We start from the raw sequence: 17,232 nt of genomic DNA, 5'->3' as shown, positions 1-17,232 counted from the left end.
TATGAAAGCGCCTGAACAATACGACCCCAGCAAACCACCTACCAAAAGCAGCCTACCACCGTCAAGTACGCAGCAGCCTGCTAAGTCCCCAGCGATACCTGCTGGCATGCCAACGATTACCCAAAATCATAAGCGCACAGCACCCATCGAAAAAAAGCCTTTTCAATGGCAGTTTTTGTTGCCCAAATATTGGGGCATTTGGCTATTGGCAGCAATAATCTTACCCATCATATATTTGCCACTACGTTGGCAGTTTTGGCTGGGACGTCAGCTGGGCATATTTATCTATAAAATAGCAGGCTCACGTCGGCGTGATACGCTTATCAACTTGAAACTAGCTTTTCCAGAAAAGCCAGACGTCGAGCGCGAATTGATGGCAAAACAAGTCTTTGTCAATCAAGGCATTGGTGTGTTTGAAACTTTATGTGCTTGGTATCGTCCAAATGTTTTTACTCGTACCGTTTCAATTTCGGGATTACAGCACGTTGTCAATGCACAGAATGAGGGTCGTCCTGTCATTTTACTGGGCGCTCATTATACGATGCTTGATCTAGGCGGCATGCTCTGTACGCAATTTTTTCCGATGGATGGGATGTATCGACCGCAGAATAACGCGCTACTTGATTGGTTTGTTTATAATGGTCGTGCCAGTATTCTTAGCAAGCAAATAGCCAGTCGTGACATGCGCAGTTTTGTTGAGTCAATTAAAGCCGGTCACGTGATTTGGTACTCACCTGACCAAGATTATGGTCTAAAACAAGGCGTCATGGCACCATTTTTTGGTGTGCCAGCAGCGACTATTACAGCATCACGGCGCATGGCAAAATTAGGCGACAAGGCACATCCACCCGCATTGATGGCGCTGCATACTTACCGGCAGACACCAGACAGCTTACCCAAAGGCAAACGCCCGCACTATCATCTAACGATTACCCCAGAAATTAAAAACTATCCAAGTAACGATGAATTGGCTGATGCGATGCGAGTCAATGAGTTGCTAGAGGGGTTGATTCGTATTGATCCCACTCAGTGGATGTGGTTCCATCGTCGTTTCAAAAATGGTCCTGATGGTCGTACTGATATCTATAAGTAAGCGTGTATTGCTACGAAAGATCGCCAGAAAATTTGCTATACTTTGCAGCTTATATTTTTTATATTACCTACATATAAATAACAATGAATTTATAATAAATTGAAAAACAAAACTTTTATAAATAAAACCTTGATGAACCAAATAATGGATTTACCATGAATAACACTCATATTTCTGATAACCAAAGTTCTGATAACCAAGCTCCTGATCACTCAACGCAAGCCAAACGCATTTTGACGGGCATCAAACCGACGGGTACCTTGCATTTAGGAAATTACGTTGGCGCGATTCGTCCAGCCATTCAGTCTATCCAAAACAGTGATGACGAAGCATTCTTTTTTTTAGCAGATTACCATGGCATTATCGGCTGTTATGATCCTGCTATTATTCACGAATCGACCAAAGCCATTGCAGCGACTTGGCTTGCCTGTGGACTTGATCCTGAGCGCGTCACTTTTTACCGTCAATCAGATGTGCCGGAAATACCAGAGCTTGCTTGGATTTTGAACTGCTCATGTGCCAAAGGTTTAATGAATCGTGCTCATGCTTATAAAGCAGCTGTTGATATTAATATGAAAAAAGAAGACGTCGATCCTGACCAAGGTATCAACATGGGATTGTTTGGCTACCCTGTACTCATGGCAGCAGATATCTTGATGTTTAATGCCACACATGTACCTGTCGGTCGCGACCAAATTCAGCATGTCGAAATGGCACGTGATATTGCTGGTACCTTTAACTATCGCTATAAAACGCTCTTTACCTTACCATCTGCCGTTGTAGATGACGATATCCCATTACTGACGGGTTTGGATGGTCGCAAGATGAGTAAGAGCTATGGCAACACCATTCCGCTATTTGGTGATTCTAATCCACAAGTTAGCGCCGAAAAGCAGATGCATAAAGCCATCATGAAAATTGTGACCAACTCACAATTACCTGCTGAGCCAAAAGACCCTGATGACTCTGCTATTTTTGAGATTTATAAAGCCTTTGCGACCCCTGCTGAGATTGCCGATATGCGCGCGCAGTTTGCTGCTGGTATTGGCTGGGGCGATGCCAAGCAAGCCCTGTTTGAGAAAATAAATACGGAAATAGCACCCTTCCGCGCGCGTTATGAGCATCTTATGGCTAACCCAAAAGAGCTAGAAGAAATCTTACAAATGGGGGCAGAAAAAGCCCGTCGTCATAGCCGTAAGCAACTAGACAAGACTCGTCGTGCCATTGGTATCCGTCCACTTGCCAAACTTAAATAATCATTTGATTATGTTAACCAAGATGGATACTAAGCGTGCAGACTGAGCTAAAAAATGAACAAGCGGCTTTACCAAAAGCCGCTCTTCTTTTAACTGTGCCTCAAGCCTCTGATTCTTTAGATATTAAGCGCGCGCACGACGGCTCAGTTATCAATGATATGTCTTTACGCATTTACCAGACATCCGTACAACATCTACCAGAAGATCTCTATGTGCCGCCGCAAGCCTTTGCCATTTGGCTTGAGCAGTTTGCCGGACCATTAGACTTTTTATTATATTTGGTCAAAAAAAATAATGTTGATCTGACCCAAATGCCGATACTACCCATAACTGAGCAGTATTTGGCTTACATCAGCGAATTAGATACCGAGCATTTTGAATTGGCAGGCGATTATCTGTTGATGGCGTCCACGTTGATTGCCATTAAAACCGAGCTGTTGCTGCCCAAACCTGAAACTCCGAGCGATGAGCGTGATCCAAAAGCAGAACTGATTGAGCGCCTTGAAGAATATGCGCAAATCAAAGTAGCCAGTCAACGCTTAGATAATCTGGTGCGTCTTGAGCGTGATGTGTTTTTAGCCATGGTCAGTATGCCCGGTCAAGACGTCATGAATGCGGAATTACCTAGCTATTCGCCAAACCTTTTGATTGACAGCTTATTTAAAATGCAACTGCAGCCCGATTATCAAATGCATACCATTAAAGTCGACGCTGTTCCCCTTGCTGATCGTATTGCCAGTATTAGCCGACAGCTCAGTACGGATGGTGAGCACTCTTTTTATGAGCTACTAGATAAAACACAAGGTAAAATAGGTGTGGTTGTCAGCTTCGTCGCCATACTAGAGCTGATAAAACGACAGTTGGTTGGTATCGTAAATACTGAGTTAGAAAGTCACCCTACCACTGACAATAATGATGCTGAAGACAGTCATATTAAACCCTTAACGTTACAGTGGTTGGCATAGTTATTATCGACCTGTCTATTCCTATAAATATCGATACACATTATCATTTAAAAAGAGTCGCTTTCTAATGACAGATACTGACAATACCAAGCAAGATCATGACAAACCATCCTCATTATCTACCGCTTTACTGTCATTGACCGATGAGCAGCGACAGCATCTAGAAGACTTAAGCAAGCATATTGAAGTGCTATTACATGCGTCAGAAGCGCCCCTCACCGCCACTGTCTTAAGAAAACACCTGTCTTTAACGGCTAAAGAGCTAACACAGGCTTTGGCGCTACTAAGACAGCGCTTGGATATGGGCGTGCTAAGCTTGCACGAAACTGCCAGCGGTTATCGACTGCAAGTCGCGAATAACTATAGTGCTTTAATTCAACGCGTCTTCCCACAGCGCCAAGAACGCCTGAGCCAAGCCTTACTTGAGACGCTTAGTGTGATTGCTTACAAGCAGCCAGTGACTCGTAGCGACATAGAGCACGTGCGCGGTGTGACGCTATCAAGCAATATATTGCGTCAACTATTTGATAAAGGCTGGATTGAAGAGAAGGGCTACAAGGAAACATTGGGTCGCCCAGCATTGCTACATACCACGCCACAATTTTTAGATGCCTTTGGACTGAGTGAGTTGAGCGAGTTACCACCGATGCCAGATATAAGCGCCATCAAAGCAATGTCTTAAGCATTTAAAAATCATTAAGCATTTAAAACATGATATAGAAGAGATTTAGCAGTATTTTCCAGAGAATCCTCATTCAAAAAAAAGACAGACCACATAGGATCTGTCTTTTTCATTTAATCAATGAAGTCGTTGATTAGCCTTTAATAATTGGCTCTTGCTAACGGCCTGTTATTGATTGATAACATCAACACCTTTTGGTGGCGTAAACTTAAACTGACTGCTACTGATGCTTGGGTTTAGTTTGATACTACTGAATTTGATGGAAGTGGTTTGACCAAGGCTGTCATTTAGCACCATCATTACTGGCTTCCCACCGCTAAAACTCATTGATAAACTCTTAAAGCTAGCACTGTCTGATTTTGGGTACAGCACGTAGTAATTTTTATTGTCATATGGCTGGGTAATTTTAAAATTCTTGTCAATTTGGCTTGGGTCGCCTGATAACAGCAGTGCTGGTGTATTGCCAACTTGGCTGTCAACGTTTTGCTTGGTCGCTTGCTCTAAATCCTTGTCATAAACCCACATGGAGTTACCATTAGCGACGATCAGTTGCTGTGATGGCGACTTTGTTTCCCAGCGGAAATTATTTGGGCGTTGTACACTCATCGTACCCGTAAAAGTACCACTGTTGGCACCTTTCGTCGTTTGGCTAAAGTTAGCCGTCATGCTTTTGGTATTTGTCAGCAGCTTGTTTAAACGTTTGGCAGCGGTCAAATTATCAGCTGGTGCAGCAGTAGCTGATTGTGTCAATACCATCATTGGGGCTGCGACACCAAGCGATGTCATTAATACACCAGCTAAAGCACCGCTCATCATTTTTTGTTTTAAAGTTGTTTTGTTGGTTAATAAAGTCATCATAAATCCTCTCTAAAAATGCATAATCGCTTAAAAATTGTCGCTTTAAAATAAGACATCTTATTAAAATTTTTGTTTTCCATAAATGTTTATCTAGCCACCATAAAACGGCGGCTCATAAACAATGACAACAGTGTGCCAGTTTTTTTATTACACGCCTAGTCATGATTTGCAATCTTTACTACCGCTGCCATACACGCTTGTAACTACTCTTTTGAGCATTTTTGTGATCATAAGCGGCTACACAATAATAAACCGCATGGATGGTGAGTTTTTTACCTATTCATTATTTCCTAACGTTATTTACTAATATTGTTTAGCAGCATTAAGCCAATTTAGTATCCATAACCACTACGAAAATAACTAAAAAAAAGCCCCTACTACCAAACGGTAATAGAGGCTTTTTAGTCATCGGATTATTTTAGTCTTTGACTAAAACAACCTAGATGGGCAATTATGCGCTTTCAACCATTACATAACGACGGTTGAACTTACCTTTGGTCGCAAACTTTACCACACCGTCATTCAGTGCAAATAAAGTATGATCACGACCCATGCCAACGCCTTCGCCTGCGTGGAATTCTGTACCACGTTGACGAACGATGATGTTACCAGCTGTGATAGCTTGGCCACCAAAGATTTTAACGCCTAGCATTTTTGGGTTTGAATCACGACCATTACGGCTTGAACCGGCAGCTTTCTTATGTGCCATGGGAAAATCTCCTTGTTAATTTGACTTATCGCTGATGCGATAACTCTTAAGCATTTAGTGCACTATTTAGCAGTAATTGCTAAGTGGATAATTAGGCATTAATAGCTTTGATTTTTAACAAGGTATACCATTGGCGGTGACCTTGCTCTTTGTGATAATGCTTACGACGGTTGTGCTTAACGATACGGATTTTTTCGCCGCGACCATGTTCAACCACTTCAACTTCAACGCTAGCACCTTCAACGATAGGCTGACCGATTTTGACAGTTTCGCCGTCAACAATCATCAATACATCTTCGAATTTAATTGTTGCGCCAGTTTCTGCTTTTAGTAGTTCAACTTTAAGCAACTCATCGACAACTACACGGTGCTGTTTACCACCAGTTTTGATTACTGCGTACATTGTATGACTCCGTTTAACCCGTGTGCCGTGGCTGATGTTATACCAACGCTTTTACGACGAACACGACAGGGAAAAATTAAAGGCAAGATTTTACGGCTTTTTGCTCATAAAAGCAAGCCGTCTATCTCACTTGTTTGACTGGTTTTTGTAAGGCAGTTACACGAATAACCACCTCACTTTTTATTATATCTACTGCTGATTAGGAGCGCATCTAAGATGCTACTCCAACAAAAAAACACTATATAATAATAGTGGCTATTATAACTTATATAATCAGCGACTTACAGCCTTTTATACATCTCTTAAATGACCTTAAATACCGCTGATAAATGACCATTAATTATAGTGAAATTTCAGCTAATTTTTACAGTTTTTATGTCAATTTCTATATATAGTAAATCTTATATAAAAGATAGGCGCGATGTTTTAGGCACGTTTTAACCCACAATCTAAAGGCATAGCTATGCTATTATAGAAAATAATGCCTTACCTATCTATAAAACTAAGGCTATAAAAAATTCTCTTTATTCTTATTAATATGACTATTTATTATGACCAGCATCCCTTCACATAAAACAGATTCAATGACTCAATCAACGCCTAATTATGCTGATATCCAAAGTATCGTGGCGGATGATTTTGAGATTATGGACAAGCAAGTATTTGGTAGTCTTAATTCCAAAGTTCAGCTGGTAATGAGCGTCTCACAGCATGTAATCAATGCTGGTGGTAAGCGCATGCGACCGCTGATTACCTTGTTATGTGCACGCATGTTTGAGGACAAGCCCTCAGAAAAAGCCATGCATCTAGCCGCTATTACTGAGATGCTGCATACAGCGACCTTGGTTCATGATGATGTGATTGATGAGTCAGGACAGCGCCGTGGTAAGCCGACTGCTAATGCCACTTGGGATAATGCCACTGCGGTACTGGTCGGTGACTATCTGATAGCTCGTGCCTTTAATTTATTAGTTGGTTTCCAAAGCCTGCCACTGTTGCAAGTATTCTCAGATGGCACCTGCGATATCGCTGAAGGCGAAGTATTACAGCTCCAGCATCAGCATAACCCTGCCGCGACAGAAGAGGATTACTTGCGCATTATTGATGGTAAAACCTCGCGGCTGTTTATGATGGCGACTCAAGGCGCTGCAATTTTACAAGACAGAATAGAGTATATGCAGGCTTTAGGCGATTTTGGTCAACACTTTGGCAATGCTTTTCAAATTATCGATGATGTGCTCGACTATAGTGGTGATAGTGAGGTAATGGGCAAAAACTTAGGAGACGACCTCGCTGAAGGTAAGCCAACCCTACCAACCATCAAAGCGCTTGAGCTGCTAAAAGACAGCGACATCGAAGGCTATGAACAGTTGCATGTGGCTGTACAAACTGGAAAGACACCAAATGCTGAGCAACTTATTGAGTTAGTGCGCCGCTCAGGATCATTAGATTACTGTAAGCAGCGGGCTTGGGAAGAAACTAAGCTGGCACAACAAGCATTGAGTACGCTACCTGACAATCGTTATCGCACAGGCTTATATCAATTGACTGAATTGGCTAGCGCGCGCTTGCTGTAGTCAGTATTGTCATAACAGCTATTAATATTTGCGGCTAGCAGCCATTAGCTGTTGGTAAAGACCATTAATGAGTAATTGTGTTAATGGTCACAGTTAATAGTTGCTAAAGTTTGTGTTTTGTTGGCAAACCTTATTTATCATTCATTAAAGACCTTACAATCTATATGGTTATGCCATTTTCACAAAAGTTTACAATTATTTCTCATTGACCGTTGTATGACTGTACATTAGCTGTTAATGAAGATGGCGCTTGCCATGACAGCATTTCATGCATTCACAAAAGCTGATATTACGATTTCTAACCATAAATCCTGCGCTCAACTACTTGACTGTAGGGTTATCCCGATAGTTTATAATTACTCGTTAACTTTACTAATCAAGGTTGTGGTTTGGCTACAGCTTTGATGCTTAAGATTCTTACACTGATACTTGATACTTATATCGCTATTAGAGGTTCTAATAGTGATGTTTGGCTAAATTCATATTATTAAGAACAAATTTAGCCGAGAAAGTAAAGATCATTAGAATCAATACTCATTTTTATATTCAATACGCTTAGATTTATTGATAAACTTTTTATACTGTCATTACTTATTTTATACCTATTGCCGAGGACATTGATGAAGCACTCTACTCTTGCGCTTGTAATAGCATCTGTACTATCTGGAGCTGTACTGATTGGCTGTGACAAAAACGAGGACGCCGCTGGCGCAGATGCCGCACAGCAGCAGATGCCGCCTGCGGTTGTTAACGTCCAGACTGTCACGCTCGATACTGTACCCCAAGTACAGACTTTTTCTGGACGTACCACGGCTTATCAGACTGCCGACGTCCGCCCACAAGTTAATGGCGTTATTGACGAAGTGTTGTTCCGTGAAGGCGGCAACGTCAAAAAAGGTCAGCCACTTTATCGTATCAATACTGATAACTACGCTTCTTCTGTCACCAGTGGTCAAGCAGCAGTGCAACAAGCACAAGCAAATTACCAGACAGCACAAGCAAATAATGCCAATGCAAAAGCCGAGCTAGCCAGCCGTCAAGCATCATTAGCACAAGCGCAAAATGATTTACAGCGCTTACAAGGCTTGGTCAGCATCGACGCCATCTCAAAGCAGCAGTATGAGCAGGCACAAACACAAGTACGTACTGCACAAGCAGCGGTACAAAGTGCGGCCGCCGCTGTTGGACAGACACAAGCAGGCATCGAAAGTGCAAAAGCAGGCATTCAAACTGCTCAAGCGGGTTTAGATGCTAGTAACCTAGATCTTAACCGTACCATCGTACGTGCCCCGCTGTCAGGTCGTACTGACCGCTCTAGTGTCACCGCTGGTACTTTGGTCAGCGCAGGTCAGGCTGATCCGCTGGTGACTATCTCACGCTTGGATCCTATCTATGTTGATATCAGTCAATCATCCTCTGAGCTATTAAAACTGCGTCAGCAAATCGCTGAAGGCAAAGCACAGCCGGGCATGAATTCGGTTGAGTTGGTATTAGAAGATGGCTCAGTCTACCCAGCACGCGGCAAGCTTGCTTTATCTGAAGCAAAGGTTGATGAATCAACAGGCGCTGTGACCTTGCGTGCTATTTTCCCTAACAGCAATAACATCTTGCTGCCTGGTATGTATGTGACGGCACGTTTGACACAGAGCGTGATTACCAATGCTGCATTGGTACCGCAAAGCGCCGTAATGCGTACACCGAAAAGTGAGACGCAAGTTTACATCGTTGATGAAAATAATAAAATCCAAGTACGTCCTGTCACTATTAATGGCACTTATAAAGGCCAGTGGGTTGTCATTGACGGCTTACAAGCAGGGGACAAGATAGTTGTTATCGGCGGCTCAAAAGTTAAGCCTGAACAAGAGGTAGTCGTTAAGCCATTAGAGAATCCAAACCCAGCACCAGCTAAAGAAGGTGCCCCTAATGCCCAGACGCCGCCGCAAGCTGCTAAAGCGATGGATAAGCCAGCTAGCAAAGATGCCACTGCTCAGAAACCAGCAGAGTCTACCGCTAACTAATTCCATTCAAAGATAGGAAGACTAGGAATATACTATGTCACGTTTTTTTATTAATCGCCCTATTTTTGCATGGGTTATGGCTATTTTAGTCATGCTCATCGGGGTGATATCGGTCATTAACTTACCGATTGAGCAGTATCCACGTATTGCACCACCGACGATTTCAGTCAGCGCAAGCTATCCTGGTGCTAATGCTCAAACGGTTGAAGATTCAGTCGTTCAGATTATTGAGCAACGCATGAAGGGTCTTGATGGTCTGATGTATATGTCGTCATCGAGCTCCTCGAATGGTGCTGCATCCATTACGCTCACTTTCGAAAATGGTACAGATTCTGATACTGCACAGGTACAGGTACAGAATAAACTCCAAGCCGCCATGAGCTCACTACCCGAGTCGGTACAGCGTCAAGGCGTCAACGTTAATAAATCCTCTAGCAGCTTTTTAATGGTGCAAGGTTTTATTTCTGAAGATGGCAGCATGGATCGTGCGGATATCGCCGATTATGTCAACTCAAACGTTGTTGACCAGTTAAGCCGTGTGGAAGGTGTTGGTGAAGTACAAGTTTTCGGTTCTGCTTATGCCATGCGCATTTGGTTAGATCCGGCGCGCTTACGTAGCTATAACATGGTACCAGCGGATGTGGTTGAGGCAGTACGTGCACAAAACGCCCAAGTATCTGCCGGTCAGCTAGGTCAAGCACCTGCTGATACCAGTCAACAGGTTATCAATGCGACTGTCACGGTTCAAAGCTACCTACAAACGCCTGATGAATTTAAAAACATTCTATTAAAAACCGATACCGCTGGCGCAAAAGTGCGTTTAGGTGATGTGGCAGAGGTTGAGATTGGTAGTGCAGACTACGGCGTAGTGTCGCTATACAATGGTAAAGAAGCAGCTGGTCTTGGTATTTCATTGGCGGGTGGTGCAAACGCACTGGAAACTCGTGAAGCCGTTGGGGCTCGTATGGCAGAGCTGGAAGCAAACTTCCCAGCAGGTCTAACATCCGTTATCCCTTATGACACCACACCATTTGTGCGCTTGTCTATCGAACAAGTGGTTATGACACTGCTTGAGGCAATTGTTCTCGTATTTATCGTTATGTTCGTTTTCTTACAAAACTGGCGTGCGACTATCATTCCTACTCTTGCCGTACCTGTGGTACTACTTGGCACCTTCGCTGTACTTTACATCGCTGGTTTTAGTATTAACGTCTTGACCATGTTTGCCATGGTACTATCCATCGGTCTGTTGGTCGATGATGCGATCGTCGTCGTCGAAAACGTTGAGCGTATCTTGGAAGAAGATCCTGATATCTCTATTAAGGATGCTACCGTACAATCAATGGGCGAGATTAGTAAAATCGTTATTGGTATTGCGCTGATTCTATCTGCCGTATTCGTACCGATGGCGTTCTTCGGTGGCTCAACAGGTGTGATTTATCGTCAGTTCTCTATCACCTTGATTACCAGCATGGTGCTATCAGCCTTAGTGGCGCTTATTTTTACCCCTGCCCTTTGTGTGACCTTACTCAAGCGTAGCAAGAGCCATGATAAAGGCAATACAGAAGAGCAAAAAGGCTTCTTTGGTTGGTTTAACCGCTCGTTTTATAAAGTCAGTCGTAGTTACGAGAATTTAGTTGGCAAAAGTTTCCGCTTGAAGTGGCTATACTTAATTCTTTATGCTGCCATTATCGGTATTATGGCAGTGGTATTCTTACGTATTCCCGGCTCGTTCTTACCAGAAGAAGATCAAGGTATTATGTTTACCTTGGTTCAGTTACCTGCTGGTGCGACGCTTGATGAAACGCAAGAAGTGCTCGATAAAGTCAGTGATTATTACAGTACCCAAGAAGGCGATAATATCGCTTCAGTCTTTACGATCGCAGGTTTCAGTTTTGCAGGACAAGGGCAGAATATGGGACTGGCCTTTGTACGTTTATCGGATTGGGCTGATCGTCCTGGTGAAGAAAACACTGCACAGGCTGTCGCTGATCGCGCCATGGGTTACTTCTTTACCCAATTAAATGAAGCACAAGTATTTGCGATTGTACCGCCAGCCATTACCGAACTTGGTAACGCCAGTGGTTTTGACTTAATGATTCAAGACACCGGTAACCTTGGACATGAGGGTCTACTCGAAGCACGTAATATGCTGCTTGGCATGGCTGCGCAAAACGACAAAGTCGCGGGCGTTCGTCCAAATGGTCAAGAAGATGCACCGCAGTTAAAAGTGAATATTAATCAAGAGCAGGCCGCTGCTTATGGCTTGTCACTTGCTAGTATTAATAGCGTTATTTCTACCGCTTGGGGCTCAAGTTATATTAATGACTTCGTCGATCGCGGGCGTATTAAACGCGTCTTTGTTCAAGGTGAACCAAGCAGCCGTACTAATCCTGAAGATATTGCTAAATGGTATGTACGCAACGATGTAGGTGAAATGATTTCATTTGATGCGTTCTCTAGCAGCGAATGGCAATCTGGCTCACCGCGTCTGACCCGTTATAACAGCTTACCATCGATGAATATTCAAGGTAGTGCTGCACCCGGTCTAAGTACGGGTGAAGCGATGAGTTCTATGGAAGCAATGATGGAGAATCTGCCTGAAGGTGTGGGCTATGAGTGGACAGGTATGTCACTTGAAGAGCAAAAGTCAGGTGCACAAGCGCCGATGCTATACGCGCTTTCAATCTTGGTGGTATTCTTATGTCTAGCAGCCTTGTATGAAAGCTGGTCTATCCCCTTCTCGGTGCTATTGGTCATTCCACTTGGGGTATTAGGTGCAGTCATCTTTACTTGGCTACGTGGCTTTAATAACGATATTTATTTGCAAGTAGGTCTACTCACAGTCGTTGGTCTATCCGCTAAAAATGCTATCTTAATTATTGAGTTTGCAAAAGAGCACCAAGAGGAAGGCTATAGTCTGAGAGAAGCCGTTATGACAGCAGCGCGTCAACGTTTGCGCCCGATTATCATGACCTCGCTTGCCTTTGGACTAGGTGTTGTGCCATTATTTATCGCCACAGGTCCTGGTTCAGGCAGTCAAAATGCCATTGGTACCAGTGTACTAGGTGGCGTCGTGACCGCGACATTGTTAGGTATCTTCTTTATTCCCATGTTTTATATTTGGGTACGTAGTATGTTCCCGTACAAATACGAGAATAATAAACCAAATGATAAAGATGATGATAATAGTACGCCTGACCCGCAAAACCCAACGCCTTCTGAGAATTATCAGCCTGCAAGCTTTGGAGACAATACACAATGAGTGCTCAGAAAACATATAACACCAACTCAGCAGCGGTAGCAAATATTGCTATCACTGCGCAACCAGCATGCTCACATATGCGCAGAAATGCTGGTCGCCTAATCGGCTTGACCGTTTTAGCGATGAGCATGGCTGCTTGTAACACGATTCCAAAAGCAGATATGCGCCCTGTGCTTGCTGAGCCAAATATCCCTATCGAACAAACCTATGGGGCATTCGATAAAGAAACGGTTAGTAGCGCTGATCAAGTAAGTATTGCGGGTCAACGCTGGCAGAATTTTTATAGTGACGAGCGTTTAAAGGGCTTGATTGCTTTAGGGTTAGAGAACAACAAAGATTTTGAAAGTGCTCGTTTAGCAATCGAGAAAGCACGCGCACAGTATCAGATTACCGATCTTAATGATCTACCAGCGATTAATGGTAATGGTGGATACACGCGTCAAGCACAAAATAGAACCGACAAAAACCCCAACAGTAGCTATAACGTCAACCTAGGGTTGGCTAATTACGAGTTGGACTTTTGGGGTAAAATTGCTAGCTTAAAAGATCAAGCGCTACAGAATTTCTTAGCCACTACAGCGGCCAAAGATTCGACCCAAATCAGCTTGATTAGTAACATCGCTCAGAGCTATGCCAACTTGAGCTATAGCTTAGCGCAGTTAAAGCTGGCAGAAGCCACGGTTGAGAGTCGTGAAAAGTCCCTGTTTATCGCTGATAAACGCTTTGAAGCAGGCATTGATCCGAAGCTGCCATCTTTGCAAGCCAGTGCGTCATTAGAAAATGCCAAACTTGCTGTCCTACGGGCACAAAGCAGCATTTTAAAATCACGTAACGCCTTACAGTTCTTGGTGGGTGGACCAATTCCAACCAATCTAATTCCAACACCAGCAGTCAGCAACATCACTAGCCAGCAGATATTTAGTGCAGGCTTACCAAGTGAGTTGCTACGTTATCGCCCAGATGTACTGCAAGCAGAATACAACCTAAAAGCCGCTGGTGCCAATATCGAAGTGGCACGCGCGTCTTATTTCCCGTCTATCAGCTTAGCCAGTAGCATTGGGGTTAGTAGCGGCAGTTTAGATGACTTATTCAAAAGCGGCGCTGTCGGTTGGTCGTTTGGCCCAAGCATTAGCGTGCCTATCTTTGACGCTGGTCGCTTAGACGCCAATTACGATGTGGCTAAAATTGAGCGTGAACAAACGCTCGCAGGCTACGAGAAATCTATCCAAACTGCGTTCCGTGAAGTGTCAGATGTACTCGCGACACGAGCCACATTGGGTGAGCAGCTCGAAGCACAATACCGTCTACAAGATAACTTTGAACAAACGTTCCAGATAGCAGATGCACGCTTTAAAGCAGGTATTGCCAACTATCTAGATGTGCTAGATGCACAGCGTTCATTGTTCTCAACGCAGCAAGGTATTTTGGATTTAGAGCTACAAAAAATTGTGAGCCAAGTCGAGCTATACCAAGTGCTGGGTGGCGGTGCCAATCTGGATGTACCAACGGCGATTCCTGTACCGCATAAAAACTTAGTGCAACTAGTGAATCTACCTGCCAGTAGCAATAAAGCAAAAGCGGCAAATGCTATCGATGCGGCTAGCTCAGCGCGAGTTGCTTCTGCACAAGAAGCAAACGCCATTAAACAAGCGCAACCCTCGGAAACGGCCACTTTTGAGCCAACCGCTGTCGTTGATGTCAATAATGATGGCAAAAAAGATGCTGCCGTAGGAGTCGTTACCAAACAGACGACGTATAACGAATCCAGTGTTGAGCAAGTACCGGTCACGCAGATCGTTGAGCCTTAAACACTCATAAATAGTGTGAGGTGATTTCCTTCACATTGATAGTCGATAAGTACAAAAAGCCCTACCGACTTGGTAGGGCTTTTTGCTTTTGTAAGGCGCTTTTAGTTATAGTAGGGAAATTAGCTTACACATACTTTTATCCACTTATTAATGTCCGTGATATAAAAAAACATATGCTTCAAAACAGCTTATTTAATCAAGCTGATAAATAACAATGACTAAAATCTAATGAGGACAAATCATGACTTATACCTTTAACCGTCAATTCCCTGAAACTCGTCTACGTCGATTACGCTACAACGATAACGTACGCGCGATAATTCGTGAAGTTGAGCTGCATCCTAAGCACTTTATCGCCCCTGTCTTCGTCTTAGAAGGCAAAAATAAGCGCGAAGCAATCGCTAGTATGCCAGGCGTTGAACGCTTATCGATTGACCTGCTGATCAACTATGCCAAAGAATTATTAAGCGAGGGCGTCACTACCATCGACATCTTCCCTGTTATTGATAATTCCTTAAAAACACCTGATGGCAAATCAGCTTATGACGAAAACGCCCTTACTGCTCGTACCGTAAAAGCGATCAAAGATGCTGTGCCTGAAATGGTGGTAATGACCGATGTGGCGTTAGATCCTTATACCTCGCACGGTCAAGACGGTCTGCTCGATGACAGCGGCTATGTGGTCAATGATGCAACGGTCGAAGTATTGGTCAAGCAAGCATTGGTACACGCTCGCGCTGGTGCTGATATCATCTCGCCTAGTGATATGATGGATGGCCGTATCAAAGCCATGCGTGACGCCTTTGAAGCCGAAGGCTTTGTGAATACCGCTATTATGGCTTACTCTGCCAAATATGCTTCTGCATACTATGGCCCGTTCCGTGATGCAGTCGGCAGTGCTGGCAACCTAAAAGGTGGACACAAGAAACAGTACCAGATGGATTTCGGTAATCGTGCCGAAGCCTTGCACGAAGTGGCGATGGACATAGCCGAGGGTGCAGACATGGTCATGATTAAGCCGGGTCAGCCGTATCTAGACCTTATTCGTGAAGTTAAAAACACCTTTGGCGTACCGACCTTTGCTTATCAAGTGTCTGGCGAATATGCCATGCACATGGCTGCGATTCAAAATGGTTGGCTAACCGACGCGGTGATTTTAGAATCGTTGATTGGTTTCCGCCGTGCAGGCGCTGATGGCATTTTGACGTATTTTGCGCTAGAAGCCGCTCGTCAGTTGAATAATGCCTAATATAAATTAAGCAGCTTTTTATTTATACCATCAATCTATCGCGCCAACTGTGATCAATCAGCTGGCGCGATTTTTATTACCTTATATTAAAACTTCACTAAAAATTATAAACGTGTACGCTCGTGTGGTTCATTAAAATCAAGCGCTGGACCAACAGGAATGATACGCGTGGGATTGATATTGGCATGACTAGTATAATAATGCTGCTTAATATGCTCGATGCTCACCGTCTCTGCAATACCTGGCACTTGATATAAATCACGCAGATAACCCCAAAGATTGGGATAATCAACAATGCGGCGAATATTACATTTAAAGTGTCCGACATATACCGCATCAAAACGCACCAGCGTGGTAAATAAGCGCCAGTCCGCCTCAGTTATCGTATTACCTAGCAAATAACGCTGGTCTGTCAAACGTGCCTCTAGCGTCTCTAATGCATCGAATAGCTCCGTCACTGCTTCTTCATAGACGGATTGTTTGGTGGCAAAACCCGATTTATAAACCCCATTATTAATCGCATCATAGACAAATGCATTGATCTCATCGATTTCCGCTATGTAATCTGCTGGTAAAAAATTACCTGCTAGTGCCCCAATCTCATCAAAAGCTGAGTTAAACATACGAATGATCTCAGAGGACTCATTACTGACGATGGTATTGGTTTTTTTGTCCCATAATACTGGCACCGTCACCCGTCCTGTATAGTCAGGCTTTGCCGCCGTATAAATCTCATATAAGTAATTCGCATTTACAATAGGATCAGCTATCACGCCTGCGCCCTCTGCAAACGTCCAGCCCTTATCGCCCATAAATGGATGCACCACTGACAGCGAAACCAGGTCTTGCAAACCCTTTAGCTGACGGTAAATAATGGTACGATGTGCCCAAGGACATGCAAGCGAGATATATAAATGATAGCGATCAGCTTCGGCTTTAAAACCGCTAACACCTAATGAGCCTGCGCTGCCATCGACCGTGACCCAATTTCTAAAACCGGCATCTTCTCGCTCAAATCGTCCACCGCTCGCCTCTGTGTCATACCATTTGTCTTGCCATTGACCATCAACCAATAAACCCATATCACTCTCCTCAACATTCTATTTTGATATAATTTTTGTGAACTATGAGTACTGTGAAACTATTATCACAATCCTCACTTTATTTTGAGAATGATACCAGTTATATACTGCCTAGCTATTAAAATTTGTAGTTCTACTGACAATAAAAAATAAACCAATTTCAATAACTATTTAATATAACTACATAAAAAAAACATTAAAAGTCATTCAATATAAAGCGTGATAGTCATTATTACGCTAATAAAAAAATTTATTAGAAATAAAGCT

Annotated in this window: 13 protein-coding genes; 9 read left to right on the top strand and 4 right to left on the bottom strand. The window is 43.4% G+C overall.

Annotated elements, in window-relative coordinates; genetic code table 11:
* Position 1 precedes the first annotated feature (1 nt).
* The 4 genes from ACI2JM_RS09055 (at position 2) to scpB (ending at position 3,996) form a co-directional block, all read left to right on the top strand.
* The gene (locus ACI2JM_RS09055; RefSeq protein WP_404643685.1) at positions 2-1,093 is read left to right on the top strand and encodes a lipid A biosynthesis acyltransferase; all 1,092 of its coding nucleotides are present in this window, start codon (positions 2-4) and stop codon (positions 1,091-1,093) included.
* 155 nt (positions 1,094-1,248) lie between these two features.
* Complete coding sequence (gene trpS, locus ACI2JM_RS09050; RefSeq protein ID WP_404643683.1) at positions 1,249-2,349, top strand: tryptophan--tRNA ligase; 1,101 nt, start codon at positions 1,249-1,251, stop codon at positions 2,347-2,349.
* A 158-nt stretch (positions 2,350-2,507) separates the two neighbouring features.
* Positions 2,508-3,314: a ScpA family protein gene (locus tag ACI2JM_RS09045; protein WP_226950294.1), complete on the top strand. Its 807-nt coding sequence runs from the start codon at positions 2,508-2,510 to the stop codon at positions 3,312-3,314.
* A 136-nt stretch (positions 3,315-3,450) separates the two neighbouring features.
* Positions 3,451-3,996, top strand: coding sequence for an SMC-Scp complex subunit ScpB (scpB, locus tag ACI2JM_RS09040; RefSeq protein WP_374190066.1), 546 nt, complete (start codon positions 3,451-3,453; stop codon positions 3,994-3,996).
* A gap of 168 nt (positions 3,997-4,164) precedes the next feature.
* On the opposite strand, the gene lolA is transcribed toward scpB, so the two are convergent.
* The 3 genes from lolA to rplU form a co-directional block, all read right to left on the bottom strand.
* Entirely contained in the window at positions 4,165-4,851 is a 687-nt protein-coding gene (gene lolA, locus ACI2JM_RS09035) for an outer membrane lipoprotein chaperone LolA (protein WP_045451149.1), read from the bottom strand.
* A 454-nt stretch (positions 4,852-5,305) separates the two neighbouring features.
* Positions 5,306-5,563 (bottom strand): 50S ribosomal protein L27, encoded by a 258-nt coding sequence (rpmA, locus tag ACI2JM_RS09030; protein WP_055123782.1) that lies wholly within the window; start codon positions 5,561-5,563, stop codon positions 5,306-5,308.
* Between the two features lie 91 nt (positions 5,564-5,654).
* Entirely contained in the window at positions 5,655-5,966 is a 312-nt protein-coding gene (rplU, locus tag ACI2JM_RS09025) for a 50S ribosomal protein L21 (protein WP_010199185.1), read from the bottom strand.
* A gap of 551 nt (positions 5,967-6,517) precedes the next feature.
* On the opposite strand from rplU, the gene ACI2JM_RS09020 reads away from it, so the two are divergent.
* The 5 genes from ACI2JM_RS09020 to hemB all read left to right on the top strand — a co-directional run bounded on the left by ACI2JM_RS09020 (position 6,518) and on the right by hemB (position 15,883).
* Positions 6,518-7,543 (top strand): polyprenyl synthetase family protein, encoded by a 1,026-nt coding sequence (locus ACI2JM_RS09020; protein WP_404643681.1) that lies wholly within the window; start codon positions 6,518-6,520, stop codon positions 7,541-7,543.
* Between the two features lie 620 nt (positions 7,544-8,163).
* Positions 8,164-9,561 (top strand): efflux RND transporter periplasmic adaptor subunit, encoded by a 1,398-nt coding sequence (locus ACI2JM_RS09015; RefSeq protein ID WP_404643679.1) that lies wholly within the window; start codon positions 8,164-8,166, stop codon positions 9,559-9,561.
* Positions 9,562-9,595: 34 nt separating this feature from the next.
* The gene (locus ACI2JM_RS09010; protein ID WP_201554406.1) at positions 9,596-12,826 is read left to right on the top strand and encodes an efflux RND transporter permease subunit; all 3,231 of its coding nucleotides are present in this window, start codon (positions 9,596-9,598) and stop codon (positions 12,824-12,826) included.
* Positions 12,823-14,634, top strand: a complete 1,812-nt coding sequence (locus ACI2JM_RS09005; protein ID WP_404643676.1) for an efflux transporter outer membrane subunit — start codon at positions 12,823-12,825, stop codon at positions 14,632-14,634. The genes ACI2JM_RS09010 and ACI2JM_RS09005 overlap by 4 nt, the downstream gene beginning before the upstream one ends.
* Positions 14,635-14,875: 241 nt before the next feature.
* Positions 14,876-15,883, top strand: coding sequence for a porphobilinogen synthase (gene hemB / locus ACI2JM_RS09000; RefSeq protein ID WP_404643674.1), 1,008 nt, complete (start codon positions 14,876-14,878; stop codon positions 15,881-15,883).
* 104 nt (positions 15,884-15,987) lie between these two features.
* Here the strand turns inward: hemB and ACI2JM_RS08995 are convergent, their stop codons facing one another.
* Entirely contained in the window at positions 15,988-16,965 is a 978-nt protein-coding gene (locus tag ACI2JM_RS08995) for a glutathione S-transferase family protein (protein WP_404643672.1), read from the bottom strand.
* Positions 16,966-17,232: the final 267 nt, after the last annotated feature.

The sequence above is a fragment of the Psychrobacter sp. NPDC064578 genome (assembly GCF_044901245.1).
Lineage (GTDB): Bacteria > Pseudomonadota > Gammaproteobacteria > Pseudomonadales > Moraxellaceae > Psychrobacter > Psychrobacter cibarius_C.
This window is presented reverse-complemented; position numbering and strand designations above follow the sequence as displayed.